Here is a 26,937-nt window from a genome sequence, read left to right as displayed (position 1 = left end):
CCGGAGAACGCGTCCATGAAGCTTCCCCTCAGCATCGCCGTAGGTGCCCTGCTCGCCACGACCCTGATCGCCACGCCGGCCACCGCGGCGCCGGCCGGTCAGGGCTTCACCGTCACCCCCGCCGACCTGGCGTACATCCTCAAGCAGATCAAGATCGCCGAGGCCCACGCGGCGGCCACGACGAGCGCGACCGGTCCCTGCGGCGCGCTGCTCGGCACCGGGCCGAACCAGCTGCCCAGCCCGCTGCTGTCGATGGGCCTGCGTACGGTCGACGGCTCCTGCAACAACCTCGTCGCCGGGCAGGAGACGAACGGTGCGGCCGACCAGCTCTTCCCCCGCCTGGGCGGCAAGGACTTCAAGGCGGCGGAGAACGCCCCGGCCGGCCTCTTCGGCCCCGGCAGCCCCGCCTTCCCCACCACGTACGCGGACAAGAAGGCGAACAACACCGTCGTCGACTCGCAGCCGCGCCTGATCAGCAACCTGATCGCCGACCAGACGGCCGCGAACCCGGCGGCGGTCGCGGCGGCCGGCAACCCGGTCCGTAGCCAGACCCCCGGCGGCGCGACCCCGGCTCTCGACGGCCAGACGCTCTTCATCCCCAACGTGACCACCGACGTCGGGCTCAGCGCCCCGTACAACTCGTGGTTCACGCTCTTCGGGCAGTTCTTCGACCACGGCATCGACCAGACCGTCAAGGGCGGCGGCACGGTGATCGTCCCGCTGCGTGCCGACGACCCGCTGATCGCCGGTGCCGACCGCGTCCCGGGTACGGCCGACGACCCGAAGCCGGGCGACGCGCGCTACGTGCCCCCGTCGATGCGGTTCATGGCCCTGACCCGCGCCGCGAACCAGCCGGGCGAGGACGGCAAGCTCGGCACCGCGGACGACGTGCAGGACGCCGAGAACACCGACACCCCGTTCGTCGACCTGTCCCAGGCGTACACCTCGCACGCCGCGCACCAGGTCTTCCTCCGCGAGTACGCGCTCGACCCGGCCGGGCGTACCGTGGCCACCGGCCGGCTGCTGTCGGGCGCCGCCGGCGGCCTGCCCACCTGGGCCGAGACCAAGCAGCAGGCCCGTGACCTGCTGGGCCTGGCGCTCACCGACGCCGACGTGCTCAACGTGCCGACGATCCTCACCGACGCGTACGGCAAGTTCGTCCCCGGCCCGGCCCGCGGCCTGCCGCAGTACGTGACCGCGGACGGCCTGGTCGAGGGCGACCGGGCGAACCCGGTGCCGGTGCCGGCGAAGACGCTGCACTTCGACACGCCGTTCCTCACCGACATCGCGCACAACGCGGACCCGTCGCCGGTCGACAGCGACCACAACCCGGCCACTGCGCCGGTGGCGCCGCGTCCCGACGACGACAGCACCGCCTCCGCCGACTTCGCGAGCCAGCCCGCCGGCACGTACGACGACGAGATGCTGAACGCCCACTACATCGCCGGCGACGGCCGGGCCAACGAGAACATCGGCCTGACCTCCATTCACCAGATCTTCCACTCCGAGCACGAGCGCCTCGTCGGTGACATCGAGCGGGTCCTCACCGAGGACGGCGGCCCGGCGCTCGCCGAGTGGAAGCTGGGCGACGACTGGAACGGCGAGCGGATCTTCCAGGCCGCGCGGTTCATCAACGAGATGGAGTACCAGCACCTGGTCTTCGAGGAGTTCGCCCGCAAGATCCAGCCGGCGATCAACCCGTTCCAGCCGTTCGCCTTCACCCAGAGCGAGCTCAACCCGGCGATCTACGCCGAGTTCGCGCACGCCGTCTACCGCTTCGGCCACTCGATGCTGACCGAGACGATCGCCCGGACCGCCGACGACGGCTCCGACGACTCGATGTCGCTGCTCGACGGTTTCCTCAACCCGCCCGCCTACACCAACGGCCACACGATGAGCCCCGAGCAGGCGGCCGGCGAGATCGTCACGGGCATGTCGGGCCAGGTCGGCAACGAGCTCGACGAGTTCATGACCGACACGCTGCGCGACAACCTGCTCGGCCTGCCGATGGACCTCGCCGCGATCAACATCGCCCGGGGCCGCTCCGAGGGCGTGCCGTCGCTGAACGCCCTGCGCCGCAGCCTGTACGAGCGCACCAACGACGGCCGGCTGGCGCCGTACGGCAGCTGGGTCGACTTCGGCGAGAACCTGAAGCACCCCGAGTCGTTGATCAACTTCGTGGCCGCGTACGGCCGCCACCCCTCGATCCGCGCCGCGAGCACCGTGGCGGGCAAGCGGGCGGCCGCCCGCGCGATCGTCGACCCGCAGCCGGGCGACGTGACGCCGGACGACGCGGCGGCGTTCATGAACGCCACCGGCGCCTGGACCACGGCCACCTCCGGCCTCGACGACGTCGACCTGTGGGTGGGCGGCCTCGCCGAGACCACCCAGCCGTTCGGCGGGCTGCTCGGCAGCACCTTCGACTACGTCTTCGAGACCCAGCTGACCGCCCTGCAGAACGGCGACCGGCTCTACTACCTGGCCCGTACGCCGGGCATGAACCTGCGCACCCAGCTGGAGGGCAACTCGTTCGCCGAGCTGATCATGCGCAACACGACGGCTCACACCCTGCGGGCCGACGTCTTCTCCACCTCCGACTGCAAGTTCCAGCTCGGCAACCTGGCCGGTACGCCGGAGGGCTACGCGGCCGCCGGCAACCGGGTCACCGACGACCCGGGCACCGACTGCGACGAGCAGGCGCTGCTGATCCGCATGCCGGACGGCACCATCAAGTACCGCGCCCGCAACAGCGTCGACCCGTCCGGCATCAACGCCCAGTCCGTCTACAACGGCACCGAGGGACGCGACCGCGTCTCCGCCGGCAACGACAACGACACCGTCTGGGGCAACGAGGGCGACGACGTCATCGAGGGCGGCGCCGGCAACGACGTGGCGCTCGGCGGCGAGGGCAACGACGTCATCACCGACCTCGGCGGCGACGACATGCCCAAGGGCGGCGACGGCAACGATGCCATCGACGCGGGCCCGGGTCTCGACGTCGTCAACGGCGGCTCCGGCAAGGACTTCACCAACGGCGGGGCCAACGCCAACAGCACCTTCGCCGGTGAGGGCGACGACTTCCTCATCGCCGGCGACGGCGAGGACGCGGCCTGGGGCGACTCGGGAGACGACTGGGAGGAGGGCGGCAACTCGCCGGACCTGCTGCAGGGCGACAGCGGCAGCCTGTTCTTCCTCGACGACACCAACAAGCCCGGCAACGACGTGCTCATCGGCCAGGGCGGCGACGACGACTACGACATGGAGGGCGGCGACGACATCGGGGTCCAGGGCCCCGGCATCGAGAAGAACGCCGGCGGCTCCGGCTACGACTGGTCCATCGCGTCCAGCCCCGACCAGGGCGGCGACGACCAGCCGATGAACTCCGACCTGGACCTCCCGCTGATCCCGCTGGACATCCTCACGGTCGGCGTCCGCGACCGCTACAACGAGGTCGAGGCGCTCTCCGGCGGTGCGCACGACGACGTGCTGCGTGGCGACAACGTGACCCCGTCGCAGGTCGGCGGCGGCGGCTTCCTCGGCTGCGACGCCCTGGACGCCGCGGGCATCGCCCGGATCATCGGACTCGACAAGGTGGTGACCAGCCTGCCGACGCCGGCCTCGGCGGTGGCGAACCAGACCGGGCGCCCCTGCGACCTGCACGGCGACGTGTGGGGCGAGGGCAACATCCTGCTCGGCGGCGCCGGCGACGACACCATCGAGGGTCGCGGCGGCAACGACATCATCGACGGCGACCGCTACCTGAGCGTCCGCCTCAGCGTCCGCGACGCGGACGGCAAGGAGATCCGCTCGGCGCGCAGCATGGCCGAGCTCCAGGCCGACGTCTTCGCCGGCCGGATCAACCCCGGGAACATCTTCCTGGTACGGGAGATCCTTACCGCCCCGTCCGCGGGCCAGGACACGGCCGTCTTCTCGGGCACCAGCGACCAGTACGCCGTGCAGCCCTTCGGCGACGCCCTGATCGTGTCCGGCCCGAACGGCACCGACACCCTGCGCAACATCGAGAAGCTGGCGTTCGCCGACCGTACGGTTGAGGTCACGGCCCCGGTCGCCTTCGCGGGCATCTCCGCCTTCGCCGGCGACGGGCAGGCCACGCTGGTCTGGACGCTGCCGGCCAACACCGACGGTGCGGCGATCACCGGCTTCACCATCGAGCGCACGGACGCCACCGGCACGGTGCTGACCGAGGCGCCCGCCACGGCCCGCAGCCTGGTCGTTCGCGACCTCAGCAACGGCGTACCGGTCACCTTCAGGATCCGGGCGAACACCGCCGACGGCCCGGGCGAGTTCACCGCGGCCTCGGCGCCGGTCACCCCGGTCGCCGCCGCACCGCAGGGCACGAAGGGCGACGGCGCCGAGAACGGCGAGACGGGGACCCCGAAGAACGGCGGCGCGCAGGAGGGCGGCACCACCACCCCCGAGCAGCCCGGACCGGTCGACACCAACCCGGGCACGACGGACCCGGGCACCACGAACCCGGGCTCCACGAACCCGGGCTCCACGGACCCGGGCACCACGAACCCCGGCACCACGAACCCCGGCACCACGGACCCGGCTCCGGTCGTAGTCCCGCCGGCGACCGACCCGGTCCTCCCGAAGGCCCCGGGCGCCCCGGTCATCGGCACCGCCACGGCGGGCGACGGCACGGCCGTGGTCCACTGGACAGCGCCGGCGAACGACGGCGGCACCGCGATCTACGGCTACGAGGTGCAGGCGCTCGAGGATGAGACCGGCACGGTGCTCGGCGTGGACGTGGCCTCGGCGGACGCCACCGAGCTCACCTTCTCGGAGCTGAACAACGGTGCGGCGTACGCCTTCCGGGTCCGCGCGGTGAACGCCGCCGGAGCGAGCGAGTTCTCGGCGGTCTCCAACCGCGTCGTGCCGGGAACCGGCACCGGAACCAGCACTCCGGGCGGCACCACCACTCCGGGCGGCACGACGACTTCCGGCGGCACGACTCCGCCCGCCGGAGGCTCGAGCTCGGGCACGCCCAGCACCCCGGGCACGCCCGGCACGCCGAACATCCCGGGCACGCCGGGCACGCCGGCCACGCGCACCGCGCCGGGCAGCCCGTCGATCGGCGCGGCGACGGCCGGCAAGGGCCTCGCGATCGTCCGCTGGACCGCTCCGGCCGACAACGGCGGCGCGCCGATCGTCCGCTACGAGGTGCAGGTGCTGACCACGTCCGGCGCCCAGGTGGGCGGCATCCGGACGGCGCCGGCGACGGCCTCCGTCCTGGCGGTGACCGGGCTCGCCAACGGCAAGGCGTACCGCTTCCGGGTGCGGGCCGTGAACGAGATCGGTACGGGCGGCTTCTCCCGCGCCTCGGCCACGGTCACGCCGCGGACGGCTCCCGGTAGCCCGGAGCGCCTCACCGGCACCTCCGGGAAGGCCGGGGGAGCGCGCACCGCGTCCCTGCGGTGGACGGCGCCCACCTCGACGGGTGGTGCCTCGGTCACCGCGTACCGGATCACCCGCCAGCGGCTGAACGCCGACGGCAGCCTCCGCGGCGCGGCGATCGTCACGACGGTCTCCGGCAAGGCCCGCTCGTTCACCTTCACCGGGGCGGCGAACTCCCGCTACCGGTGCACCGTCCAGGCCGTCAACGTGGCCGGGGCGGGCAAGGGCCGGACGGTGACCCCGAAGGTCCGGTAAGCACGTCACGAGATCCGGCGGCGCCGCTCCTGCGGCACCGCCGGATTTCTCGTTCTCAACGCTTGACAACGTCCTATGAAGACTCGTCGACATCCCTGGCCGGTGACCGGCGCACCGAAGAGGGTGGAGACATGAAGAGAATCCGGATCCTGGCCGCCGTCGCGCTGGCCGCGCTGACCACGGGCTTCGCGGCCACCCCGGCCGCGGCGTCCACCGCGGACGCCTGCCAGACACGGGCCCCGCTGACCGTCGACGGTGACACCGCGTACGCCGTCACCACCCGGCCCGGGCAGGCCGTCTGCTACCCGTTCGAGGGGCGGGCCGGGCAGAACCTCGCGGTGGGCCTCTACATCCCGCTCGACGACGGCACCTGGCGAGGCTACGCGAGCCGCGCGACGGTCCTCGATCCCACCGGCGCCGTGGTCGCCGTCTTCAGCGCGGAGAGCCCCGAGGTGCGGCCGACGTTCCGGGTGCCGGTGCCGGAACTGACGCGCGACGGCACGTACACGCTGGTGCTGGCGCCGATCCAGGCCACATCGACCCTGCGGGTAGCGGCCGCCGTCTCCTCCCGGCAGGTGCTTGGCGGCACCCGTATCGACGCCCCCGGCCGGCAGGTGACCTACGACCGGGTCGGCCAGGACAAGGACCTGCGCCTTCCGGGTACGCCGGACCAGTTCGTCGCGCTGCGCGTCACGGGCTTCGCCATGACCACCCGCGAAGCCGGCGCGTCACCGGGCCTGTGGATCGAGGTACGCCGGGCACAGAGCGACGCGGTCGCCTATCGGGGCGTGGTGTTCGGGCCGGGCGACTTCACCGTCGGGCCGCTGCGCGAGACCGGCGACTTCACCGTCCGCACCTGGCCGCTGGACGGCTCCCTGGGCCACGCGACGCTCGGTGTCGTCACCTCCCGCCCCTGACCGCTCACAACGGGCGGAAGGCCTCGAACGGCGGCTCGACGCAGGGATCGGGGAGCCGCAGCGCCCGGCACCTCGGCACCGCCTCCGCCGCGGGATCGCCGCCGACGGTCGCGACCGTGCCCCCGGTGAAGGCGTCCGGCAGCACGGTCCAGCCGAGATTTCGCTCGTAGTAGCGGGCTGCCGTCCGCACCGACGGCGCCCAGTCGTCGTCGAGGACCACGAGTCCCCCCGGCCGTACGATCTTGCGGAGGTAGTACAGGTCCAGGAACACCTCGTGGAACCGGTGGCTGCCGTCGACGAACGCCGCGTCGGCGGTCATGCCTTCGCCCGCGAACCGCGGCAGGGCGATCGAGGAGGGCTCGGTCACCAGGGTGGCGATCGAGTGCAGGCCCGCCGAGCGAAGCAGGTCCCATCCGACGCCGGCGTACTCCTCCTGCTGGAACGGGTCGATGACGAGGTGCCGCGGCCGCGGGGAGCCGACTGTCACGAGCGCCTCCCCGATGGCGAGGGCGGAGCTGCCGTACGCCAGCCCGACCTCGATGACCGTACCGACGTTCTCATGCACGAGAAGGTCCCGCAGCAGGTCGCAGTCGGCCGTCGGCAGGCTCACCGTCTCGAAGTCCCGCTCGTGGTTCCGGGTCCAGGCAGGCCCCTCCCGGGCGAGCCGGTCACGGACCTCCCGGACCCGCGGCGTCACGCGGCGTCGGCGCGGCGCAGCGTGGTCATCCCCGGCAGTGCCGGCCCGCGCTCCGGGATGGTGTCGGCGCGCGCCGGGTCGGCTCGCCAGATGCTGCGGTCCGCTGCGCCCTGGGCGGTGGCGATCATCGACACGAACGCGGTGCGGATCTGGAAGTCCACCTGTGCCTCCGGGAGGTCGGACAGCTCCACGAGCAGAGAAGCGCTTCCCAAGATCCCGTACGCGTTCCGCGCGATGCCCTCGTAGTCACCGCCGGGATACCGGCTGACGTAGGCGCCGGCCAGGTACGTCATGGCGTCGTGGTTCCGGACCGCCAGCTGCCGCGACCGCGCCACCGCCGCCTCGCCCGCGAGCGTGGTGGTCGGCCACAGGATCGAGGCCGTGGTCTCGCGGCCGTCGGGTTGCCGGTAGCGGCCCTGCATGTGGTAATCCACCACGATCTGCGGGCGGGTGGCGTGCCACCGGTTCAGGATCGCCCGCGCCTCGGGTACGGGGTTGTCCTCGATCGGCGTGAGCGGGTCGTGGAACCGGTTGATGTCGTAGCCGACGCCCGGCTCGGAGTATTCGCCGGTGGCGGCGGGGTCGTGGTTGTACCGCTGGTTGCGGACGGCGCCGTCGGGGTTGGCCTGGACGACGATGTCGACGGTGACCCGGGACCGCAGCCACCGGTGCCATGCGGTGTCGGGCACGCCCAGCGCCCACAGGGCCCGTACGGCGGCGGGCGTGCCGAGCGGTTCGTCGCCGTGCTGCTGGGTGACGTAGAGCAGGCGGGCCGGCCCCGTGCCGACCGTCGCCAGCCGCAGCGGGCGGTTCTCGTTGCTGCGGCCGGCGATGCCGAGGCGGACCCGGCCGTCGGCGGCCCGGGCGACGCGGGTCAGTGCGCGGCCCACGTCCTGGGGGGTGGGCCGGTCCGGGATGAGACCGGTGGGTACACCGGCGGCGAGCCGCGCGGCGGACGGCGCTTGCGGAGCACCCGGCGCGGCCGCCGCGCCGGGTGGCGCGACGAGTGCGGCTCCCAGCAGGACGGCACCGGCGACGACGGACAGCCTCGACCTCATCGGATCCCCTTTGATCGATGTCCAGGAATGGCTATGCGTCACACTAGGACACCGGTACGGAATCCGGGGACTTCCGGGCGCCGGGCCGCCGTACCATGATGGCGGTTGGAGGCCGGTACGGGCTTCGCCGAATAGATCTTTTCCTGCCGGGCCGGGGGTGTGGACGAACGATGAACCGGCCCACCGTTCACATTCGCGTCGAGGTCGCCGACGCCTTGGTACGACCGAGTCAGTTGCTGGTCGTGAAGCACGCGCAGTATTCCTACGGCGTCGACGCGAAGGTCGGGGCGACACTCGGGATAGCGTTACCGGACCTGCCGCTGCCCGGAGCTCATCTGGTCGTCCTGCCGCGCGGTTCCATTGCCGCCGAATGCGTGATCTTCCTGGGAGTCTCCGGCCTGGCGCAGTTCGACTACCGGGCCATCCGGGAATTCGGACGTCGAGCGGTGTCGCTGCCCCACCGGCTCGGGATGGAGATCAGCGAGATCTGTGTGACGCTGCACGGCCCCGGCTTCGGGCTGGACGAGGCGGAGTCCTTCGACTCGGAGGTGGCCGGCATCGTGGAAGCGGTGTCCGCTCGCGAGACTTCGCCCGACCTCCGGGAAGTCACCTTCCTGGAGCGGGACCCGCGGCGAGCGGAGCGGATGGATCGACTGCTGACGGCGTTGCTGCCGGACCGGCGGGTCGAGCCCGCCGCGACGGACACGGATGCTCGCGGGCGGGAGAAACGAGATCGTCTCCGTACCGTCGGCGTCGACTCGGGCGCGCGGAGCCATGCCTTCGTGGCGATGCCTTTCGACGAGAATTTCGATGATCATTTCTACTACGGCATCGCACCGTCGGTGCGTGCCTGCGGAATGCTCTGCGAGCGGATGGACGAGCTGGCTTTCGTGGGCGATGTCGTGGAAAGGCTCAAGGACCGGATCGCGAAAGCGAAGTTCGTGGTCGCCGACGTCACCGGTGCCAATCCCAACGTCTATCTCGAAGTCGGTTTCGCCTGGGGATGCGGTGTGCCGACCGTCCTTGTGTGCAGGGACGCCTCCGATCTCAAGTTCGACATCAAGGGACAGCGGTGCATCACCTACACCTCGATCCGGGATTTGGAGACCAAGCTGTCGCGGGAAGTGGCGGAGCTGTTCGGCAGCTCCGCCGACCTCCGATACCGTTGATCAGCCGCGCGCCGGACGGCGCTCAGCCGCAGTGGACGTTGTCGTATCCGGTGGCGCCGCCGCCGCCCGACGTCTCGAAGCTGCCGCCGATGTCGATGCAGCTGCCGGGCGCGTAGACGTAGAGCGGTCCGGCGTACTTGGTGTAGTGCTGGCCCGGCTTGTCGCCGTCGGTCTTCCAGGTGCCGCCGCTCTTGCGGGCGGCGACGACGATGTCCCAGGCGCTGTCGATGACGCTGTCGTTCGTGCGGGCGATGACGCAGTTGTAGCCGTTCGTGTTGTTGTAGTAGACGTCGATGTAGCCGCCGGTCGAGGCGCGCCAGTTGATCGGCCACGATTTGAGGAAGCCGTACGCGCTCCCGCAGTAGTTCGTGCGGGGGATGGCGCTGGCCGGGCCGGCGGAGATCCCGACGAGGGCGCCGGTGGCCAGCGCCATCGTGCCGAGCAGGGCGGCGGCTCGGGTACGGACGTTCGACATGGACGGTCCTTCCTGGTTGTCCGGGTGGTGCGGCACTCAGCCAACCAGCGGAGCCGGACGGGCGGACAGGTGGCGAAACGGCCACGGTTTACTACCCGATGGTGATCACGACCGCCGAGCCCGCCGTCAGGTCGAGCGACAGCGTTCCCGAGCGCACCGGGACGCGGTCCCCGCGGCCGGGCGTGAGCCGTCCGGCGCTGTCCACCCGCGCGCCCTGCACCGCGGTGTCCGCGGCGGTCAGGCTGCTGCCGGCCATGGTCAGGATGTGGGCGGTGCCGTCGCCCCCGCCCACGGCCAGGTCCACGTGGACCGGTCCGGCCGCCGGGTCCTCCTTGCTGATCACGGCCAGCCGCAGCCTGCCGTCGTCGCCCCGCACGGCGTACGCGCTGAGGTTTCGCCCGGTGGTGACCGTGACCGGCAGGAATCGGCCGGGGCCCACCTGCCGGGCCATCCACAGCCCGTAGTAGATCGGCTGGACGCGGTAGATCTGCGCCAGCTCCGCCGCCTTGCCCGGTGCGCAGATGGGCGTGTAGAGCTGCCACTTGCCGTTCCAGATCGGCGCGTTGCAGACCCCGAGGCCGCCGTGGAAGTTGAGCCCGGCCACCCCGGCCTGACCCAGCTCAAGGCTGTAGTCGAGCGCCCAGAGCGCCGCGCCGTGCCGGTTGCTGACGCCGTCGATGCCGCCGCCCCATGCCGAGTTCGTCTCGTCGACGCGCAGCGGGATGCCGAGCGCCTTGGCGGCGTCGAGGTTGGGGGTGATGGAGCGGAGCTGGTTCGCGTACGTCTGGGGCGACAGCAGCCGGTCCATGGTGCCCGACGGGTCCATCGCGTACTGGTGCAGCATCATCATGCTCAGCCGGCCGTGGGTGTCGCGGGCCAGCTCGGCGGCCCAGGAGGTGCTGGGCGAGGCCGCGTCGGGGCCGGCGAGGGGGAGTTGCGGGCCGACCGTGGCCGCGCAGGTCTCGAAGTCCTTCAGGTAGTCCGGGTAGCCGTATCCGGCGGGGCGCAAGCCCTTGCCGACCCACTGGTCCGGTTCGTTGCCGCACTCGGCGGCGACGAGCTTGCTGCCGAGCACCTTGTGCAGGACGCGGGCCTGGTCCGCCGCCGCCACCGGGTCCCAGCGCCCGAGGTTGATGCCGACCTCGGCCCGCCAGCCGGTGGCGCGGAGGAATCCGCCGAGGCGCCTGATGTCGTCCGGCGTGACGACGTGCTGGAGCCACTCCGGCTGCGGGTCGGGCAGCGCCTGGCCGGTGGGCAGCCAGATGCCGTCGCGGTCGAGGGTGTTGCCGGAGATCCGGATGTTGCCCGGGCCGAGGGTCCGCAGCAGCTGGGCCAGGGTCCCCCGGCGGGCGTCGAGGTTGCCGATGCCGAGCTCGCGCATCTCGAACGAGAGGCCGACCAGGTCGGCGGGCAGCCGTCCGCCGGGCTGCCGCGCGTCGACGGTGACCGTGGCACCGCCGGCGGTGGGGGCGGCGGTCGCGGGCGGTACGTGGCTCAGGGCGGCCACCATTGCCAGGGCTGCGGCGGCGACGCCGGCGCGAAGGGAACCCATGTCAACTCCCGGTTCGAGGGTGAGGAAGAACCGCCGCCAGCAGGTCGGCGAAGAAGGGCTGCCGGCCGGCCGGTGCCAGGCCGAGGTGGTAGAGGCTGAACCGGCCGGCCCCGGCGTCCCGCAACCGGCGCACGTGCGCGACGAGTGCGGACCGGTCCACATCGGACAGCACTGTCACGTAGGCGTCCACGGGTTTGCCGTAGGACGTGGCGTCGCGGACGAGGGCGGCGGTGGCCTCGTCGGCAGGCCACGCGGGCACGAGCAAGGCGTCGACGTCGCCGGCGGCGGTGGGTGTCAGCCCGGGCGACGGGCCGGTGGCCCACGGATCCGGGCTGGCGTGCAGCACGACCGGTGCTCCGGGTGCGGCGAGGCGCGCGGCAGCGAGCACTTCCGCCCGCAACGCGTCCGTGTGCGCGTGGCGGATCGCCAGAATCAGCGCCGATAGCTCGTCGTCCAGCGGCGCACCACCGCTGAGCGCCGTCCGCAGCGCGGCCACCATGCCGTCGTCGTCCGCGCCGGCCGCTCGCCAGGCCGCGCGGCAGGCGGTGCAACAGCACACCGACAAGAGCCGTTTCTCGTACGCGGTGAAGGCGCCGGCCGTCTTCTCGTGGTGCCCGAGGTGATCGACCCCCAGCTGGCCGCACGCCTCCAGGGACACGGCGTCCACCGGGATGTCGTGCAGTGCCTCGGCGGTGAGGGTGGCCGCGTACCGGCGGACGTCGGGATGGGCGGGGCACAGGGCGTACGGATAGGGCTCGCCGAAGCAGTTGACCACCGCGACGTCCGCGTGCCGCAGCCCGAGCCGGGTGTCGTGGGTCAGCACGATCCACGCGGTGACCCGCAGCCCGGCCGAGCGCAGCAGGGCCGCGGCGGCGCCGAAGGCGTCCGGCTCCGGCACCCAGTCCGGCGCGGCCGGGCGCAGCCGATGGCCGTCCCAGACCGCCTCGCGCACCGGGCGGTAGAGCGCCGCGTGGCGGGCGTCCACGAGCCGGCGCGCCGGATGCAGCGGTGTCGCCGCCCGGGTGCTGTGATACGTCGAGGCGAGCGTAACCGTATCGAGACCGGCCTTCGCGACGCGGCCGGGGAAGTCCGGGTCGCCCAGCACGTCCCACGGGTACGCGTGCCCGGCGGCGCTCACCATCGCGGCCGTCGCCGGGTGTACGACGGCTCGAACCGCTGGAAGTAACCGGTGTCGTCGCGTTCCCGGATGCCGCACGCCCGGTAGTCGGCGTGCATCCGGGCGAGCGCCGCGCGGTCCAGGGTCACGCCGAGCCCGGGCCCGTCCGGTACGGCCACCGCCCCGCCCGTGATCGCCAGCGGCTCGGCGACGACGTCGGCACCGAGCTGCCACGGGGTGTGGGTGTCCGCCGCGTAGGTCAGGTCCGGCGTCGCGGCGCCCAGGTGGACCATGGCGGCGAGGCTGATCCCGAGGTGGCTGTTGGAGTGCATGGACAGGCCGAGTCCCCAGGTACGGCAGACGGCGGCCAGGTGCGCGGACTCCGTGAGCCCGCCCCAGTAGTGGTGATCGGCGAGGACGATCCGCACCGACCCGCGGCGTACGGCCTCCGGCAGGTCCGCCATCTGCACCACGCACATGTTGGTGGCCAACGGCATCGGCGCCTCCGCGGCCACCGCGGCCATCCCGGCCAGGCCGGGCGTCGGATCCTCCAGGTATTCCAGCAGTCCGTCGGTCTTGCCGGCGACCCGCCGGGAGGTCTCCACACCCCACGCACAGTTGGGGTCGAGCCGCAGCGGGTGCCCGGGGAAGGCGTCGTGCAGCGCCTCGATCGCGGCGATCTCCTCCTCCGGGGCGAACACGCCGCCCTTGAGCTTCAGCGAGCCGAAGCCGTACCGGTCGATCAGCCGGCGCGCCTGCCGGACGATGCCGGCCGGGTCGAGGGCCTCGCCGTACTCGTCGGCGGGCGCGCCGGGGTGCCCGGCCCACTTGTAGAACAGGTATCCGGCGAACGGCACCCGGTCGCGGACCCGGCCGCCGAGCAGGTCGTGGACCGGGCGGCCGGTGAACCGGCCCTGCAGGTCCAGCAGGGCGACCTCGAACGGCGACACGACCCGCGCCACCGTCTTGCCGGCGCTGGACGCGCCGGTGAGCCCGTGCCGGTCGGGAGCATCCGTGCCGCCGAGTGCCGCCGTGGCGCGGGCGCGCAAACCGTGGAGGTCGAATACGTCCAGGCCGTCCAGCAGCGGCGCTACGCGGTCCAGCAGGGCCAGGTGCGGGGCGTCGCCGTACGTCTCGCCCAGGCCGACCGAGCCGTCGGCGGCGCGGACCTCGACGACGGCCCGCAGCGCCCACGGCTGATGGATGCCGGCCGCGTTCAGCAGCGGGGGATCGGGGAAGGCGATCGGTGTGATGGTGACCCCGGTGACACCGAGGACGCTCATGCCGCCACCGCCGGGGCGGTCCGCAGCCGCCGCAGTGCCGCCCGGCCGTCGCCGATCAGGGCGGCCAGCCGCTCCACGTGCTCGGCGGACAGGTCGACCAGCGGCGGCCGGACCGGGCCCACGGCGAGGCCGCCCAGCCGTGCGCCGGCCTTGGGCAGTGCGACCGCGTACCCGGGCACCTGCTCGCGCAGGGCCACCAGCGGGAGGAAGAACTCGCTGAGCAGGGTGCGGCAGGCCGCCTCGTCGCCGCGTTCGACGGCCTGGTGGAAGGCCACGGCGAGGTCGGGCACGAAGCTCAGCGCGGCCGACGAGTAGCTCGGCACCCCGATCGCGCGGTACGCGGCGGCGGTCACCTCGGCGGTGGGCAGCCCGTTGAGGAACACCATGTCGGCGGCGCGCGGATGGCCGCTGGCCCGCACCGTGGTGACCAGCCGGGTCATCGCGTCCACGTCGCCGCGCCCGTCCTTGATCCCGATCACCGTCGGCACCTCCAGCAGGGCGACCGCCGCGGCCGGGTCGAGGACCGCGTTCGCCCGCTGGTAGACCACCGTGGGCAGCCCGGTCGCCGCGGCCACGTACGCGATGTGGCGCACCAGCCCGGCCGGCGGCGAGGCGACCAGGTACGGCGGCAGCAGCAGCAACCCGTCCGCGCCGGCCTCCGCGGCGGCCCGGGCGAACTCACGGGCCGCCCGCGGACCCCCGCCCGCCCCGGCGAACACGGGCAGCCGCCCGCCCGCCTCGCGTACGGCGGTCCGGACGACGGTGCGGTACTCGTCCATGCCGAGCGCGGTGAACTCGCCGGTGCCGCAGGCCACGAAGAGGGCCGCGGGCCCGGCCGCGATCTGCTGGGCTACGTGCTCGGCGAGCACGCCGGCGTCGACGGTGTCGCCGGCGGTGAACGGGGTGAGCGGGAAGGAGAGCAGGCCGTGCAGGCGCATGGGCATCCTTGATCTGTTCGCAGGGCGGGCGTCAGCCCTTGACGGCACCGGAGGTCAGGCCTCTCAGGAACTGCCGCTGCAGCGCCAGGAAGGCGAGCACCGAGGGCAGCAGGGCGAGCAGCGAGGCGGCGAGCAGCACTCCGAGGCCGGCCTGCTCGTCGGTTCGCAGCGTGCGCAGGGCCAAAGGCAGGGTGAACTGGGCGGCGTCGCGGGCCACCAGCAGCGGGAGCATGTACTGGTCCCAGATCATGGTGAAGCCGAAGATGCCGATGACGCCGAGCGCCGGGCGGCACAGCGGCAGCACGACGGTCACCAGGATCCGCAGGTCGCCGGCGCCGTCGAGGCGGGCCGCCTCCTCGAGCTCGAGCGGGATGTCCTTCATGAACTCGGTCATCACGAGGATCGAGAACGCCCAGGCGGCGACCGGGATGATCATCCCGGCCAGGGTGCCGATCAGGTTCACGTGCACGACCGGTACGTCCGCCAGCACCAGCGACAACGGGATCGCCAGGATCTCCTCGGGCAGCATCATCGTGGACAGGATCAGCAGGGTGACGAGCCGCAGGCCGGGGAATCGGTGCCGAGCCAGGGCGTACGCGGCGGAGACGCTGACCAGGATCTGCAGCAGCAGGCCGAAGCCCACGACGATGAACGAGTTGAGCAGGTAGCCCAGCACGCCGCGGTCGACGGCGGCGGAGAAGTTGGCCAGCGTCAGGTGCCGGGGCCACAGGGTCAGCCGGCTCGGGTCGGCCACCGGGCTGAAGGCGCCGATCAGGATCGCGAGGAGGGGACCGGCGAAGATCATCACGAGAACCGCGTACAGCAGCACCTGGACCAGGCGTGCCAGCGGTCCGCGCAGGCTGCTGAAGCCCAGCGCCGAGTCGAACCGGGAGCTCATCGCGTACCCCTGCCGCGGGCGGCCTGGACCGCGAGGGTGAGGATCACGCTCGCGCCGAGCAGGACCATGGAGCCGGCGGCGGCGACGCCGAGCTCGTTGCGTTCCAGCCCGAGCTTGTAGATCAGGGTCATGAGCACCTCCGTGGAGCCGTTCGGCCCGCCGTTGGTGAGCAGGAAGATCTCGGTGAAGACCCGCAGGCCGCGGATCGCGGCGAGGGTGAGCAGGATGACGAGGACGGGGCGCAGGGCGGGCAGCGTGACGTGCCACAGCCGCCGCAGCGGCCCGGCACCGTCGGCGCCGGCGGCCTCGTACAGCGCGCGGTCGACGCCGGCCAGACCGGCGAGGAAGATCATCATGTCGTACGGTGCGCCGCGCCAGATCCCGACCGCCATCACCGACCACAGCGAGGTGTCCTCGGCGTTGAGGAACGCGGAGGGGCCCGCGCCGAACATCCCCAGCACCGAGTTCAGCAGCCCCTCGGGCGCCGGGTAGTAGAGCACCCGCCACACCTCGGCGACCACCGCCATGGCGGCCACCGTCGGCAGGAACACCGCGGTCCGTACGAACCACAGGTGCCGCGCGGTGCCCTCGAGCAGCAGGGCCAGCACCAGCCCCACGATCAATGAACCGGCGGTCTGCCCGGCGGCCAGGACGACGGTGTGGCGGACGGCGTCGCGGAACGCCGCGTCGGTGACGATGGTGCTGTAGTTGTCCGCGCCGGTCCACCGGTCGCCGAGGTACGGGCGTACCTCGTGGAAGCTCATGTCGACGGCCCGGGCCATCGGGACGAACTTGAAGACGGAGAACAGGATCAGGGCGGGGAGCAGGAACAGCCACGGCAGCACGAGACCGCGCCGGCGCCGGCGCCGGGGGCGGGCCGGCACGCCGGAGGCCGGGGCCTCCGGTCGCGCTGGTGCCGGGGTCAGGGTGGTCACCCCTTGACCTCTTGCTTGGCGAGCTCCTCGTCGAGCGTGGTGGCGAGCTTGTCCAGGGCGCCCCGGGTGTCGCCGGCGCAGTCGGCGAAGATCGCGTTGAAGGAGTCGGCCGAGGCCTGGCGCAGCGGCGTCCAGTCGGGTACGGCCGGGGTGTAGCGGCCCGCCGTCTTGTAGATCTGCTCGAACGTCTTCCAGCGGGCGTCCTTGCGCACCGAGGCGAGCTGCACCTTGGCGTTCACCGGCAGCCGCACGATGGTGCCGTCGGTGTCGCCGGCCATGCCCAGCGCCTGGCCCTCGGGGGAGATCGCGTACTCGGCGAACTTGCGCTGGCCGTCCTCGTGGGCCGAGCCCGCCATCAGGTAGAGGTTCTCGCCCTCGGCCAGCGACACCGCCTTGCCGCCCGGGCCCGCCGGCAGGGGCACCACCTCGTACTTGTCCTTGCCGAGGCTCTTGTCGAAGCGGGCCATGTTGTAGGGCCCGGTGAAGTAGATGCCGCCCTTGCCGCTCTCGAAGACCTGGTGGGCCTGGGTGGTCTCGAGCGTGACGGCGCCCGGTACGACGGTCTTGTCGGTGCAGAACTCCTTCTTGAGGTAGTCGATCGCCGCGACCGACCGCGGGCTGTTCACCGCGGCCCGGTACTTGCCGCCGGCGGCGGTGAGGAAGTCGCCGCCGGCGGACCAGAGGAAGCTCGTGGCGTACCAGGAGGTGTAGCCCCGCTTGGTGGAGCCGGGGATGACGAAGCCGTACGTGTCGGCCTTGCCGTTGCCGTCCGGGTCGCCGGTGGTGAACTTGCGCCCGAGTTCCTCGAGCTGGTCCCAGGACGCCGGCACCGGCGCGCCCACCTTTTCGCGCCAGTCCTTGCGGATGAACAACGCGAAGGACTGTGCGGAGAAGGGCACCGCGTAGCGCTTGCCGTCGGCGCCCTTCGCGGCGTCCCAGGAGATCGGGGTGAGGTCGGCGCCCCCGGCGATGCCGGGGTCGACCTCGCGGACCAGGCCCTGCTTGACGAGGGTGCCGAGCTGGGCGGTGTCGTTGATGACGATGTCGGGGAGCTGCTTCTGGGCGGCCGCCTGCTGCAGCTTCGTCTCGAAGTCCTCGAAGAGCGCGGTGACCCGGGTCGGTACGCCGCTCGCCGAGGTGAACCGGGCGGCCAGGTCCTTGGTGGTCTGCTCGGTCGCGGAGCCCGGGGGCTTGCGGATCCAGATCTGCAGAGCGCCCTTCGGGTCCTGCTCGGTGCCGTCGCCGCCGCAAGCGGTGACGGTGCCGGCGACGAGGGCGAGGGCGAGCAGAGCGCCGACGCGGCGGGGAGCGGTGCGGTCGGGCACGCTTCTGCCTCCTGTCCATGTATGTGGATGGCATTCGTAAGTGTGATTGCGAATCACCGTCAAGTTAGCGTCCGGTAGCATGGCGGTCAACAGCGGTCATCGATGGAAGCGGAGGCGGGCACCATGCCAGAGGCGGGCGACCTGTCGCCGGTGAAGTCGGCCGAGCGGACGGTGAAGATCCTCGAGACGCTGGCCGCCTCGCCGACCCGGCTGACGTTGTCGCAGCTGCAGGAACGCACCGGCTATCCGCGCTCCAGCCTGCACGCGCTGGTGCGCACCCTGCGCGAGCTCAAGTGGGTGGAGACCGACGACGGCGGCTCCGCGTTCGGGGTGGGCCCGCACGCCCTGCTGTCCGGTACGGCGTACCTGGACCGCGACCCCGCGCTGATGTACGCGTACGAGGCGCTCGAGGACCTGCGCGCCGAGCTGGGCTACACGATCCACTACGCCCGCCGCGACGACGCCCACGTGCTCTACCTGGCCAGCCGGGAGTCGCGCGACTCGGTGCACGTGGTGTCGCGGGTCGGTCGCCGGCTCCCGGCCCACCTCACCGCCCTCGGTCAGGCGCTGCTCGCCGACCTGACCACCGACGAGGTGAAGGCGCTGCTGCCGAGCACGCTGGAGCGCTACACCCCGCACACCATCACCGACCTCGACGCGCTGCTGACCGAGCTGGACGAGGTGCGCCGGCGCCGCTGGGCCTTCGAACGCGAGCAGGGCACCGAGGGTGTGGCGTGCGTAGCGGCCACTGTGGACTACCGCATCCCGGCCACCGATGCGATCTCCTGCTCGATGCCGGCGCGGCTCGCCAAGGGCGCCGAGCTCAAGCGGGTCACCGCCGCCCTCACCGCGCGGACCCAGGCCCTCGCGGCCACGCTGCGCCGCGAGGGCATCCGCTGACTCACATCCGCTCACCGATCGGGGTGTCACACCAGAAGCCGCCGATCCGCGAGAGGGTGGGGTCCCCCGCGAAGTCCGGCTCGCCGAATTCGGCCACGAGCTTGTCCGCGTACTGCTCGGCGTCGTCCTGCGGCAGGTAGCCGATCTCCTCGCCCTCGCGCAGGGACAGCCAGCGGCGGGTGTTGCGGCTGATGCCCCACACCTGCCGGAATCCCGGCTCCGGCGTGCTGAGCGCCGCCTCGGCCAGCCGCGCGCAGTCGTCCGGGGACAGCCACATGGCCAGGCCGCGCAGCCCTGGCGGCTCCGGCGCGCACATGCCGATCCGCAGGCAGACCACGTCGATGCCGTACCGGTCGTGGTAGAGGCTGCCGGCCGCCTCGACCGCGGCCTTGCTCCAGCCGTAGAGCGTGTCCGGGCGCGCGGGTGCGTCGGCCGGCACGTCGTCGGGGTGCTCGTTCAGATCGTGGAATCCGGCGACGTGGTTCGACGAGGCGAGCACCACGCGGCGCACGCCGGTGCGGCGCGCCGCCTCCAGCACGCAATACGTGCCGTACGCGTTGAGGCGCAACACCTCCTCGGCGCCGGCCTCGCGGCTCTGCCCGCCGAGATGCAGGATCGCGTCCACGTCCGCGCAGGCCGCGACGACCGCACCGAGATCGTCGATCGAGGCGGTGACACGCTCCTCGGGCCCGGTGCCGGGCAGGTCCTCCGGCTCGCGGACGTCCAGCAGGCGCAGGACGCGGTCCGGGCGGGCCAGCCGCGTGCGCAGCAGCGTGCCCACCTTGCCCGAGCTTCCGGTCATCAGGATGCGCTGGGGGTGCATCGATCGCCTCACTTCAGGGATGGCTATTGATCGATGGCCAGCATATCGTCATCATCCTATGCGTGAACAGATGACAACTTGCTGGTTGCCGTCCACATATGTGAACACACATGGGGAGTGATGCATGAGCGACGCGGCCGATCAGGGCCGGAGCCCTTACACCGGGGAACCGGTCGGCGCTCCGGTGCCGCACACCGCCGACGCCGAGGTCGACGCCACCGGGTGCGCGGCCGGGGCCGCCGCGGAGGCGCTGGCGGCACTATCGCCGGACCGGCGCGCCGGCCTGCTGGACGCCGCTGCCGCCGCCCTCGAGGACCACCGTGCCGAGCTGGTGGAACTCGCCGACGCGGAGACCGGGCTGGGCGCGGACCGCCTCGGCGGCGAGCTGACCCGCACCCGGGTGCAGCTCGAGATGTTCGCGGCCGTGGTGCGCGACGGGGCCTTCCACGAGGCGATCGTCGACCACGCCGATCCCGGGTACGCCCCGGCGCCCCGCCCCGACCTGCGCCGGATGCTGATCCCGCTGGGACCGGTCGCGGTGTACGCCGCCAGCAACTTCCCCTTCGCCTTCTCGGTCGCGGGCGGGGACACCGCCAGCGCTCTCGCGGCCGGCTGCCCGGTGGTCGTCAAGGCGCACTCGGGCCATCCCGGCCTGTCCCGGCGTACCGGCGAGATCGTGGGCGCGGCCCTGCTCGGCGCCGGCGCGCCCCCGGGCACGTTCGCGCTGGTGCACGGCACCGAGGCCGGCCGGCGCCTGGTGCGGCACCCGGCGATCCGGGCGGCCGGCTTCACCGGATCGCTCGGCGGCGGCCGGGCGCTGTACGACCTGGCGAACTCCCGCCCCGACCCGATCCCGTTCTACGGCGAACTGGGCTCGCTGAACCCGGTGGTGATCACCGCCGGCGCCCTGGCGGCCCGCGGCCCGGCCCTGGTGGACGGCTTCGCCGGCTCCCTCACGCTGGGCGCGGGCCAGTTCTGCACCAAGCCCGGCCTGATCCTGCTGCCCAAGGGTCACGGCCTGGACGATGCGCTGGCCGCGGCCGTCTCCGCGGTTCACCTCGGCCCGCTGCTCAACGACCGCATCCGGCAGGGCTACGCCACGGTCGCGGCCGCCCTGGCCCGGGTGCCCGGCGTACGCCCGATCATCGCGCCGGCCGGCGCCGCCGGGGACGGCTACCGCGTGCACCCCGTCGTGCTCGCCGTCGCGGCGCACGATCTCGCGGACCGGCCGGGGGAGCTGCTGGAGGAATGCTTCGGCCCGGCCGCACTGGTGGTCGAGTACGGCTCCACCGCCGAGCTGACCACGACGCTCGGCCTGCTGCCGGGTGCCCTGACGGCGACCGTCCACGCCGACCCGGACACCGAGGCGGACCTGATCGCCGCGCTGGTGACCGCGCTCGCCGGCCGGGCCGGGCGGATCGTCTTCGGCGGCTGGCCCACCGGCGTGGCGGTCACCTGGGCCCAGCAGCACGGCGGTCCCTGGCCCGCCACCACCAACGCGCTGCACACCTCGGTCGGAGCCACCGGGATCCGCCGGTGGCTGCGCCCGGTGACGTACCAGGACGTGCCGGACGCGTTCCTGCCGCCCGTCCTGCGCGAGGACGACCCGCTACGCATCCCGCGCCGGGTCGACGGCGTCCAGCGCCTGCCCGCCCGCATCCGAGAAGAGGTCCGATGAACCGTCTGCCCGCCACCTGCGCCGTGACCGTCCTCGTGCTGGCGGCCCTTCCCGCCCCCGCCCGCGCCGACCACGGCGCGCGCCGGCCGCCGATGTCCGTCACGACGGTCGCCACCGGCGTCGCGGCCCGCACCGACCGCCGGCCCACCAACGGCGGCGTGTACGACCCGCAGGCCCGCAAGACCTTCATCTCCTGGGCCGGGCAGTACGAGGACAACTACGTCCAGGCGTACGACCACCGCACCGCGACCTGGTCGGCGCCGGTCAAGGTGGCCGACGGGGGCAACGACACCCACAACTACCCGACGCTCATCCAGGCCGCCGACGGCCACCTGCTCGTCTTCCGCGGCATGCACAACCGCGAGCTCTGGTACGCCCGCTCCCCGCAACCGCACTCCATCGAGGGCGCCTGGACCGACACGCAGATCCCTGAAGGGCTCGGCGCCACGTACCCGATGGTGTTCCGGACCGACGCCGGCGCGATCTTCGTCTTCGTCCGGGAGACCGCGGGCGACCTGGACGACCGGTACCCGACCGACTTCCGGCCGATGAAGTACGTCCGCTCCACCGACGACGGGCGGACGTGGCAGAGCTGCGAGCAGCTGACGGGACAGCGGTGGGCGATCGCGCCGCAGACGCGTACCGACAACATGAACGAGGTCTACATCGGCCAGCTGCGCCACGAACCGGCTGCGCCCGGCCGCCCGGAACGGGTGGACATCGTCTACACGCTGGCCGGCGGCGGCCCGGAGGGACACCTGCACGACCGCTACCACCGCAACCTCTACCACGTCCGGTTCAGCCCCGGAGATCTGCATTTCCGCTCGGCCGACGGTGCGGACCTGGGAGTCGGCATCGACGACGCCGACCAGGAACAGCATCTGCGGGTCGTGGAGACGCCGCTGCAGGCGACCAACCCGCGGTCGCCGGACTACATCCAGCTCGTCGGCTCGACCGCCGGCGGCCTGACCCCGTTCGTGGTGTGGATGCAGCTCGACGAGGCGGGCGCGGTGCACACGTACACAGCCGTGCGGACGCCCTCCGGCTGGCAGCGCCGGGAGGTCGCCGCCGGCCTCCGGGTCCGCGACATGGAGCGGGTCGATCCCCTCACCTGGCGGGTGTACGCCACCAGCACCGACCCGGCGGTCACGGCGGTCTCCACCCACCTGCTGCACGCCGGCCGGATCTGGCGCGACGAGACGACGATCCCGGTGGCCCGTGCGGTGCAGCGCATCGAGGTCGTCGACGGCTACCGCGACCCGGCCCGGCTCGTGCTCAGCGGTGCCAGCAGCGCCCGCCCGGCCGACGTGGCGGACGGTGACATCTCGGTGGCCGGCCGCTGATCTTGGCAATCGCCTCGTCTCGGCGATACTGAGCGGATGTCGCGTTACACCTCCCTCCTGCGGCGCCTCGGCAAGCGGCGCTGGTTCGCCGCGCTCGGCCGCCGGCTGTCACCCCTGGACCGCCGGATCTACCGGCTCACCGGCGGCCGCTGGTCGGTGCTGGGCCGCCACGAGCTGCCGACGTTGCTCATCACCACGACCGGCCGCACGTCGGGGCTGCCCCGCACCCAGCAGCTGCTGTACGACACCGACGCGGAGGCCTACGTCGTCGTGGGCTCGAACTGGGGGCAGGCGCACCACCCCGCCTGGTCGTCGAACCTGCTCGCGAACCCGGCCGCCCGGGTCACGGTCGGCGACCGCGAGGTGGCCGTACGCGCCACCCTGGCGACCGGTGCGGAACGCGACCGGCTCTGGCGGCAGGTGCGCCGGATCTGGCCGGGCTACGACGCCTACGCCGAGCGCGCCCAGGGCCGCGAGATCCGCATCTTCCGGCTGGTGCCCGAGACCGTGCCGTAGCCGCCACCGCCTCTTGCCGGGCGGCGGCGGCGCGCGGGACGCTGGGCCGGTGGAGACCGTGGAACTCGAGCAGCAGCTGTTCGACCTGTGGCGGGTGCCGCCGTCGGAGCGGGACGACCCGGTCCGGGCGTTCGCCCGCGTCTACACCGACCCCGTCATCATCAACGACGCACCCATGCCGGTCGCCGACCTCGTCGCGCGGGCGGCCGCGTTGCACGCCGCGTTCACCGAGCACGTCATCGAGATCGTGGACCGGATGGCGGCGCCGGGGAAACTGACCGTGGCGTTCCGCCACCGGGCGCGGCACACCGGCCTGTGGCGGACGCCCCTGGGTGATCTGCCGCCGACCGGGCGTACGGTCAGCGGCCTGGGCATCGACGTCCTCACCCTGGACGGATCCGGCCGGGTCTCGCGGATCTGGGTCCTCGCCGACGAGCTGCAGCGCATCGTGCAGGTGCGCGACCCGTGACCCGCGGCGGCGTGCCGCGGCCCGCGCGGGCGGCGGATGGGCGAAGATCGCCAGGTGCTAGCCGGTGAAGACTTCGACACGTCCGGGCTGACGTCCCGGCAACGGGCGGTGCTGACCGCCATCCGCGACTGGGTGGTCCGGTACGGCTACGCGCCGTCCAGCCGCGAGATCGCCGACCGGGTCGGCCTGGCGTCGACCTCGTCGGTCAGCCGGCACCTGCGCGCCCTCGAGGAGCGCGGACTCCTGCGCCGGGGCCGGACGGCGACCCGCCAGCTGGACGTCCGCATGTTCCTGGCGAGCGAGACCCGCACCGAGCGGGACCCGGCGACGGTCGCGGTGCCGCTGGTCGGCGTCATCGCCGCCGGCAACCCCATCCTGGCCGAGGAGACACCGGAGGAGACCCTCACGCTGCCGCGCGACCTGGTCGGCCGCGGCACCCTCTTCTGCCTCCGGGTACGCGGCGACTCGATGATCGACGCGGCCATCTGCGACGGGGACGTGGTGGTGGTCCGGCAGCAGTCCGAGGCGTACAACGGCGACATCGTCGCGGCGATGATCGACGAGGAGGCCACCGTCAAGGTGTACCGGCGCCGTTCCGGCCACGTCCTGCTCGAGCCGTGCAATCCCGCGTACGAGCCCATCGACGGTGACCGGGCGGTCGTGCTCGGCAAGGTGGTCTCGGTGCTGCGCCGGGTCTAGGGACGTTCGTCCGGCGTCCGCGTAGCGGTGAGCCCCGCGCCCGCGAGCCGTGCGGCGGCCGCGGCCCGGCGGGACACGCCCAGCTTGGCGTAGGCGCGTCCGACGTGGATGGACACCGTCCCGGGGCTGAGGAACAACCGGCGGGCGATCTCCTTGTTGGTCAGCCCCTCGGCGACCAGGGTGACGACCTCGGTCTCGCGTTCCGTCAGGGCGGCCAGCCCGGCCGGTTCCTCGCCGGCCGCCCCTGCGGTGTCCTGACGCTGCCGAGCCTGCGCCGCGCCGAGCGGGTCGCCGGCCCGGGTCAGCACCTCCGCCGCTCGCCCGGCCGCCGCGGCCGCCGCCCGCGGGTCGGTGGCCAGCAGCGAATCGCTCAGCGCGAGGTCCGCGTACCCCCGCAGCCGCGCCCCGGACGCCCGGGCCGCGAGCCGCCGCGCGGATTCGGCGCAGAGCGAGGCGGCGGCGGGAAGCTTGCGGTCCGCGCAGGTGGACGCGGCCAGCTGCAGCCATCGCATCCGCACCAGCGGATCGGTGCCGGGCGCGGCGACGGCGCGGCACATGCTGCCGGCGGCGGCCGGGTCGTCGCCGAGCCGCTGCCACGCCCGCAGCATGGCCTCGTCGCCGGCCAGGCGGCGGGCCACCGCGCCGTCCTGCTCGTGCGCCAGCGCGGCGAACCGGGCCGCCGACGCGTTTCCCTGCCACAGGTGCAGCCACGCGCGGGCCGCCGTCGCCTCGGCCAGCCTTGCCGGGCTGCCGCTGCGGCGTGCGGCGTCGTCCGCCCGGTCGAGCGCGCCGGCGGCACCGCGGAGGTCACCCGTCAGCACCCGGGCGCGCGCGGCGATCCCGTGCAGGGCGGCGAGCGCGTCGGAGCGGTCCGCGGCGGCGGCGACGGCGAGCATCCGGTCGGTGTGCCGCAGCGCGGCGCCCAGCCGCTCGGCCGCCAGCTCCGCCTCGGCCACCCAGCCGGCGAGATGCAGCACGGTGACGAGCTCGTCGTCGGGCATCGCATCCAGCACGTCCGCGGCCTCGTCGAGGCCGGAGTCGTCCGCGACGCCGTCACCCATGCGCCCGGCCAGGAGGCGGATGGCGGACGCCGCGGCCCGGTGGATCCCGTCGGCGGTGTGCCCGAGGACCACCGTGGACCAGCGCAATGCCGCGGCGGGGTCGCTGCGCAGGATGGCGGCACCGGCCAGTGCGCTCGCCGGCTCGGCGTGCGGCTCCCGGAACTGGCGGCGCAACAACGCGTCCGCCTCGGCATGCCGGCCCAGGAGCTGTTCGGTACGGGCGGCGAGCACGGTGGCCTCCGCGCGGCGTACCTGGTCGGCGGCGGGGAGTTCGGCGAGCAGGCGGTGCAGGTGCGTACGGCTCTCCTTGAGCCGGCCGGCGAGGCCCAGCTCCCGCGCGCACCTCAGGCGCAGGCCGGCACGCCGGTCCGCGGTGCGGGGCCCGTCCGGCAGCAGCCGCAGCGCCGCCGTGAGCCAGCGCGCCGCGTCGGCGGGCGCCCGGTACGCGGCCTCGTCCGCGGCCCGGCTCAGCGTCTCGACGGCAGCCTCGTCACCCGGCGCGGCACAGTGTTCGAGGTGGCGGGCCTGCGCGGCAGGCGACCCCCCGCGCACGCGCAGCGCCCCGGCGGCCCGCGCGTGCGCCGCCAGCCGCCAGCCCGCGGGGGCCGACTCGTACGCGACCGCCCGGACCACCGGATGGCGGAAGCGGAATCCCGCGCCGTCCGCAGCGGTACGCAGCACGTCGTCCGCGGTGAGCCGGTCCAGCGCCCGGTGCACGGCCGCCGGTTCGCAGCCCGCGACGGCGGCGATCAGCTCCGCGTCGGCCGGGTCGCCGGCGACCGCCGTGGCCCGTACGACCAGGCGCTCGGTCGCGGAGCCCGCGAGCAGCTCCGGCACCAGGGCGGCCCGTACGCGTTCCGGCACCGGCGTACCCGTGGCGCCGAGCAGGTAGAGCGGATTGCCGCCGGCCGCCTCGAGCAGCTCGGGCCGCCGGCGCGTCGCCGGCACGAGCACCGCCGCCTCGGCCGCGGTCAGCGGCCCGAGGGTGATGCGCTGCGCGATCCCGGCGGCCACGGCGGTCGCCAGCTCGGCGGCGAGCGTGCCGGTGAGCTGCCGGGGCCGGTGCGTCAGGACGAGCAGCGCGCAGCCCGCCGGCGGCCGGCGCAGCACCTCCGCGATGAAGGCCGCGGACGCCGGGCCGGCCTGATGCACGTCGTCGAGGACCAGCAGGCGGGGCTTGGCGGTGACGCGGGTGACCGTCGACGCCGGCGGTCCGTCGCTCCCGGCCCGGCACAGCTCGACCTGCCACCCGGCCCGGGCCGCGTGGCGGGCGAACCCGGCGACCAGAGTGGACTTTCCCATGCCGGGATCGCCCGCGATCTCGACGACCGACCAGCGCTCCTCGCCGCGGCACCGCGCGAGCGCCTGTCGCAACGTGCCCGTCTCGGTCTGCCGCATGGTCGTCCCCCCG

Annotated in this window: 21 protein-coding genes; 9 read left to right on the top strand and 12 right to left on the bottom strand. The window is 73.3% G+C overall.

Going from position 1 to position 26,937, the window contains the following annotated elements:
- The first annotated feature begins 15 nt into the window (after window positions 1-15).
- Both ACIBO8_RS20260 and ACIBO8_RS20255 read left to right on the top strand, forming a co-directional pair.
- A complete protein-coding gene (locus ACIBO8_RS20260) occupies window positions 16-5,673 on the top strand; it encodes a peroxidase family protein (RefSeq protein WP_396116796.1) in 5,658 nt (1,885 codons plus the stop codon).
- 131 nt (window positions 5,674-5,804) lie between these two features.
- A complete protein-coding gene (locus tag ACIBO8_RS20255) occupies window positions 5,805-6,590 on the top strand; it encodes a hypothetical protein (protein WP_396116795.1) in 786 nt (261 codons plus the stop codon).
- Window positions 6,591-6,594: 4 nt separating this feature from the next.
- Here the strand turns inward: ACIBO8_RS20255 and ACIBO8_RS20250 are convergent, their stop codons facing one another.
- Window positions 6,595-7,287 carry a class I SAM-dependent methyltransferase gene (locus ACIBO8_RS20250; protein WP_396116794.1) on the bottom strand — a complete coding sequence of 231 codons (693 nt, stop codon included), beginning with the start codon at window positions 7,285-7,287 and terminating at the stop codon, window positions 6,595-6,597.
- The gene (locus tag ACIBO8_RS20245; protein ID WP_396116793.1) at window positions 7,284-8,345 is read right to left on the bottom strand and encodes a M14 family zinc carboxypeptidase; all 1,062 of its coding nucleotides are present in this window, start codon (window positions 8,343-8,345) and stop codon (window positions 7,284-7,286) included. Before ACIBO8_RS20245 ends, ACIBO8_RS20250 begins: the two co-directional genes overlap by 4 nt.
- Before the next feature lie 170 nt (window positions 8,346-8,515).
- Between ACIBO8_RS20245 and ACIBO8_RS20240 the strand changes: the two genes are divergently transcribed.
- Window positions 8,516-9,514 carry a hypothetical protein gene (locus ACIBO8_RS20240; RefSeq protein ID WP_396116792.1) on the top strand — a complete coding sequence of 333 codons (999 nt, stop codon included), beginning with the start codon at window positions 8,516-8,518 and terminating at the stop codon, window positions 9,512-9,514.
- A gap of 22 nt (window positions 9,515-9,536) precedes the next feature.
- Here ACIBO8_RS20240 and ACIBO8_RS20235 read toward each other — a convergent pair whose 3' ends face one another.
- The 8 genes from ACIBO8_RS20235 to ACIBO8_RS20200 form a co-directional block, all read right to left on the bottom strand.
- The gene (locus tag ACIBO8_RS20235; protein ID WP_396116791.1) at window positions 9,537-9,989 is read right to left on the bottom strand and encodes a hypothetical protein; all 453 of its coding nucleotides are present in this window, start codon (window positions 9,987-9,989) and stop codon (window positions 9,537-9,539) included.
- 91 nt (window positions 9,990-10,080) lie between these two features.
- Window positions 10,081-11,541: a hypothetical protein gene (locus ACIBO8_RS20230; protein ID WP_396116790.1), complete on the bottom strand. Its 1,461-nt coding sequence runs from the start codon at window positions 11,539-11,541 to the stop codon at window positions 10,081-10,083.
- A gap of 1 nt (window position 11,542) precedes the next feature.
- On the bottom strand, window positions 11,543-12,682 hold the full coding sequence (locus ACIBO8_RS20225; protein ID WP_396116789.1) for a hypothetical protein: 1,140 nt from the start codon (window positions 12,680-12,682) through the stop codon (window positions 11,543-11,545).
- On the bottom strand, window positions 12,676-13,941 hold the full coding sequence (locus tag ACIBO8_RS20220) for an enolase C-terminal domain-like protein (RefSeq protein ID WP_396116788.1): 1,266 nt from the start codon (window positions 13,939-13,941) through the stop codon (window positions 12,676-12,678). Before ACIBO8_RS20220 ends, ACIBO8_RS20225 begins: the two co-directional genes overlap by 7 nt.
- Window positions 13,938-14,879: a 5-dehydro-4-deoxyglucarate dehydratase gene (locus ACIBO8_RS20215; RefSeq protein WP_396116787.1), complete on the bottom strand. Its 942-nt coding sequence runs from the start codon at window positions 14,877-14,879 to the stop codon at window positions 13,938-13,940. Before ACIBO8_RS20215 ends, ACIBO8_RS20220 begins: the two co-directional genes overlap by 4 nt.
- A 31-nt stretch (window positions 14,880-14,910) precedes the next feature.
- A complete protein-coding gene (locus tag ACIBO8_RS20210; RefSeq protein ID WP_396116786.1) occupies window positions 14,911-15,777 on the bottom strand; it encodes a carbohydrate ABC transporter permease in 867 nt (288 codons plus the stop codon).
- The gene (locus tag ACIBO8_RS20205) at window positions 15,774-16,712 is read right to left on the bottom strand and encodes a carbohydrate ABC transporter permease (RefSeq protein ID WP_396116785.1); all 939 of its coding nucleotides are present in this window, start codon (window positions 16,710-16,712) and stop codon (window positions 15,774-15,776) included. Before ACIBO8_RS20205 ends, ACIBO8_RS20210 begins: the two co-directional genes overlap by 4 nt.
- Window positions 16,709-18,037, bottom strand: a complete 1,329-nt coding sequence (locus tag ACIBO8_RS20200; RefSeq protein WP_396116784.1) for an extracellular solute-binding protein — start codon at window positions 18,035-18,037, stop codon at window positions 16,709-16,711. The genes ACIBO8_RS20205 and ACIBO8_RS20200 overlap by 4 nt, the downstream gene beginning before the upstream one ends.
- 123 nt (window positions 18,038-18,160) lie before the next feature.
- Here ACIBO8_RS20200 and ACIBO8_RS20195 point away from each other — a divergent pair, with 123 nt between their 5' ends.
- Window positions 18,161-18,937 carry an IclR family transcriptional regulator gene (locus tag ACIBO8_RS20195; RefSeq protein ID WP_396116783.1) on the top strand — a complete coding sequence of 259 codons (777 nt, stop codon included), beginning with the start codon at window positions 18,161-18,163 and terminating at the stop codon, window positions 18,935-18,937.
- 1 nt (window position 18,938) lies between these two features.
- Here the strand turns inward: ACIBO8_RS20195 and ACIBO8_RS20190 are convergent, their stop codons facing one another.
- A complete protein-coding gene (locus ACIBO8_RS20190) occupies window positions 18,939-19,739 on the bottom strand; it encodes an NAD-dependent epimerase/dehydratase family protein (protein WP_396116782.1) in 801 nt (266 codons plus the stop codon).
- 145 nt (window positions 19,740-19,884) lie between these two features.
- On the opposite strand from ACIBO8_RS20190, the gene ACIBO8_RS20185 reads away from it, so the two are divergent.
- From ACIBO8_RS20185 to lexA, 5 genes are read left to right on the top strand one after another with little or no spacing between them, the layout of a single operon-like run.
- Window positions 19,885-21,438 carry an aldehyde dehydrogenase (NADP(+)) gene (locus tag ACIBO8_RS20185; protein ID WP_396116781.1) on the top strand — a complete coding sequence of 518 codons (1,554 nt, stop codon included), beginning with the start codon at window positions 19,885-19,887 and terminating at the stop codon, window positions 21,436-21,438.
- Window positions 21,435-22,781 carry a BNR-4 repeat-containing protein gene (locus ACIBO8_RS20180; protein ID WP_396116780.1) on the top strand — a complete coding sequence of 449 codons (1,347 nt, stop codon included), beginning with the start codon at window positions 21,435-21,437 and terminating at the stop codon, window positions 22,779-22,781. Before ACIBO8_RS20185 ends, ACIBO8_RS20180 begins: the two co-directional genes overlap by 4 nt.
- Before the next feature lie 36 nt (window positions 22,782-22,817).
- A complete protein-coding gene (locus ACIBO8_RS20175; RefSeq protein WP_396116779.1) occupies window positions 22,818-23,297 on the top strand; it encodes a nitroreductase family deazaflavin-dependent oxidoreductase in 480 nt (159 codons plus the stop codon).
- Between the two features lie 49 nt (window positions 23,298-23,346).
- Complete coding sequence (locus tag ACIBO8_RS20170; protein WP_396116778.1) at window positions 23,347-23,766, top strand: ester cyclase; 420 nt, start codon at window positions 23,347-23,349, stop codon at window positions 23,764-23,766.
- A gap of 54 nt (window positions 23,767-23,820) precedes the next feature.
- On the top strand, window positions 23,821-24,465 hold the full coding sequence (gene lexA / locus ACIBO8_RS20165) for a transcriptional repressor LexA (RefSeq protein WP_396116777.1): 645 nt from the start codon (window positions 23,821-23,823) through the stop codon (window positions 24,463-24,465).
- On the opposite strand, the gene ACIBO8_RS20160 is transcribed toward lexA, so the two are convergent.
- On the bottom strand, window positions 24,462-26,924 hold the full coding sequence (locus ACIBO8_RS20160) for a LuxR C-terminal-related transcriptional regulator (protein ID WP_396116776.1): 2,463 nt from the start codon (window positions 26,922-26,924) through the stop codon (window positions 24,462-24,464). The two genes, lexA and ACIBO8_RS20160, sit on opposite strands and share 4 nt — an antisense overlap.
- Window positions 26,925-26,937: the final 13 nt, after the last annotated feature.

The sequence above is a fragment of the Actinoplanes sp. NPDC049681 genome (genome assembly GCF_044465265.1).
Taxonomy (GTDB): domain Bacteria; phylum Actinomycetota; class Actinomycetes; order Mycobacteriales; family Micromonosporaceae; genus Actinoplanes.
Note: the sequence above shows the minus strand (reverse complement) of the source record. Positions and strands in the feature narration are given on the sequence as shown.

Bases quoted from the DNA above. Each gene is read 5' to 3' on its own strand.
- ACIBO8_RS20260 (WP_396116796.1), top strand. From the start codon at position 16: ATGAAGCTTCCCCTCAGCATCGCCGTAGGTGCCCTGCTCGCCACGACC.
- ACIBO8_RS20255 (WP_396116795.1), top strand. From the start codon at position 5,805: ATGAAGAGAATCCGGATCCTGGCCGCCGTCGCGCTGGCCGCGCTGACC.
- ACIBO8_RS20245 (WP_396116793.1), bottom strand. From the start codon at position 8,345: ATGAGGTCGAGGCTGTCCGTCGTCGCCGGTGCCGTCCTGCTGGGAGCC.
- ACIBO8_RS20240 (WP_396116792.1), top strand. From the start codon at position 8,516: ATGAACCGGCCCACCGTTCACATTCGCGTCGAGGTCGCCGACGCCTTG.
- ACIBO8_RS20235 (WP_396116791.1), bottom strand. From the start codon at position 9,989: ATGTCGAACGTCCGTACCCGAGCCGCCGCCCTGCTCGGCACGATGGCG.
- ACIBO8_RS20230 (WP_396116790.1), bottom strand. From the start codon at position 11,541: ATGGGTTCCCTTCGCGCCGGCGTCGCCGCCGCAGCCCTGGCAATGGTG.
- ACIBO8_RS20225 (WP_396116789.1), bottom strand. From the start codon at position 12,682: ATGGTGAGCGCCGCCGGGCACGCGTACCCGTGGGACGTGCTGGGCGAC.
- ACIBO8_RS20220 (WP_396116788.1), bottom strand. From the start codon at position 13,941: ATGAGCGTCCTCGGTGTCACCGGGGTCACCATCACACCGATCGCCTTC.
- ACIBO8_RS20215 (WP_396116787.1), bottom strand. From the start codon at position 14,879: ATGCGCCTGCACGGCCTGCTCTCCTTCCCGCTCACCCCGTTCACCGCC.
- ACIBO8_RS20210 (WP_396116786.1), bottom strand. From the start codon at position 15,777: ATGAGCTCCCGGTTCGACTCGGCGCTGGGCTTCAGCAGCCTGCGCGGA.
- ACIBO8_RS20195 (WP_396116783.1), top strand. From the start codon at position 18,161: ATGCCAGAGGCGGGCGACCTGTCGCCGGTGAAGTCGGCCGAGCGGACG.
- ACIBO8_RS20190 (WP_396116782.1), bottom strand. From the start codon at position 19,739: ATGACCGGAAGCTCGGGCAAGGTGGGCACGCTGCTGCGCACGCGGCTG.
- ACIBO8_RS20185 (WP_396116781.1), top strand. From the start codon at position 19,885: ATGAGCGACGCGGCCGATCAGGGCCGGAGCCCTTACACCGGGGAACCG.
- ACIBO8_RS20180 (WP_396116780.1), top strand. From the start codon at position 21,435: ATGAACCGTCTGCCCGCCACCTGCGCCGTGACCGTCCTCGTGCTGGCG.
- ACIBO8_RS20175 (WP_396116779.1), top strand. From the start codon at position 22,818: ATGTCGCGTTACACCTCCCTCCTGCGGCGCCTCGGCAAGCGGCGCTGG.
- ACIBO8_RS20160 (WP_396116776.1), bottom strand. From the start codon at position 26,924: ATGCGGCAGACCGAGACGGGCACGTTGCGACAGGCGCTCGCGCGGTGC.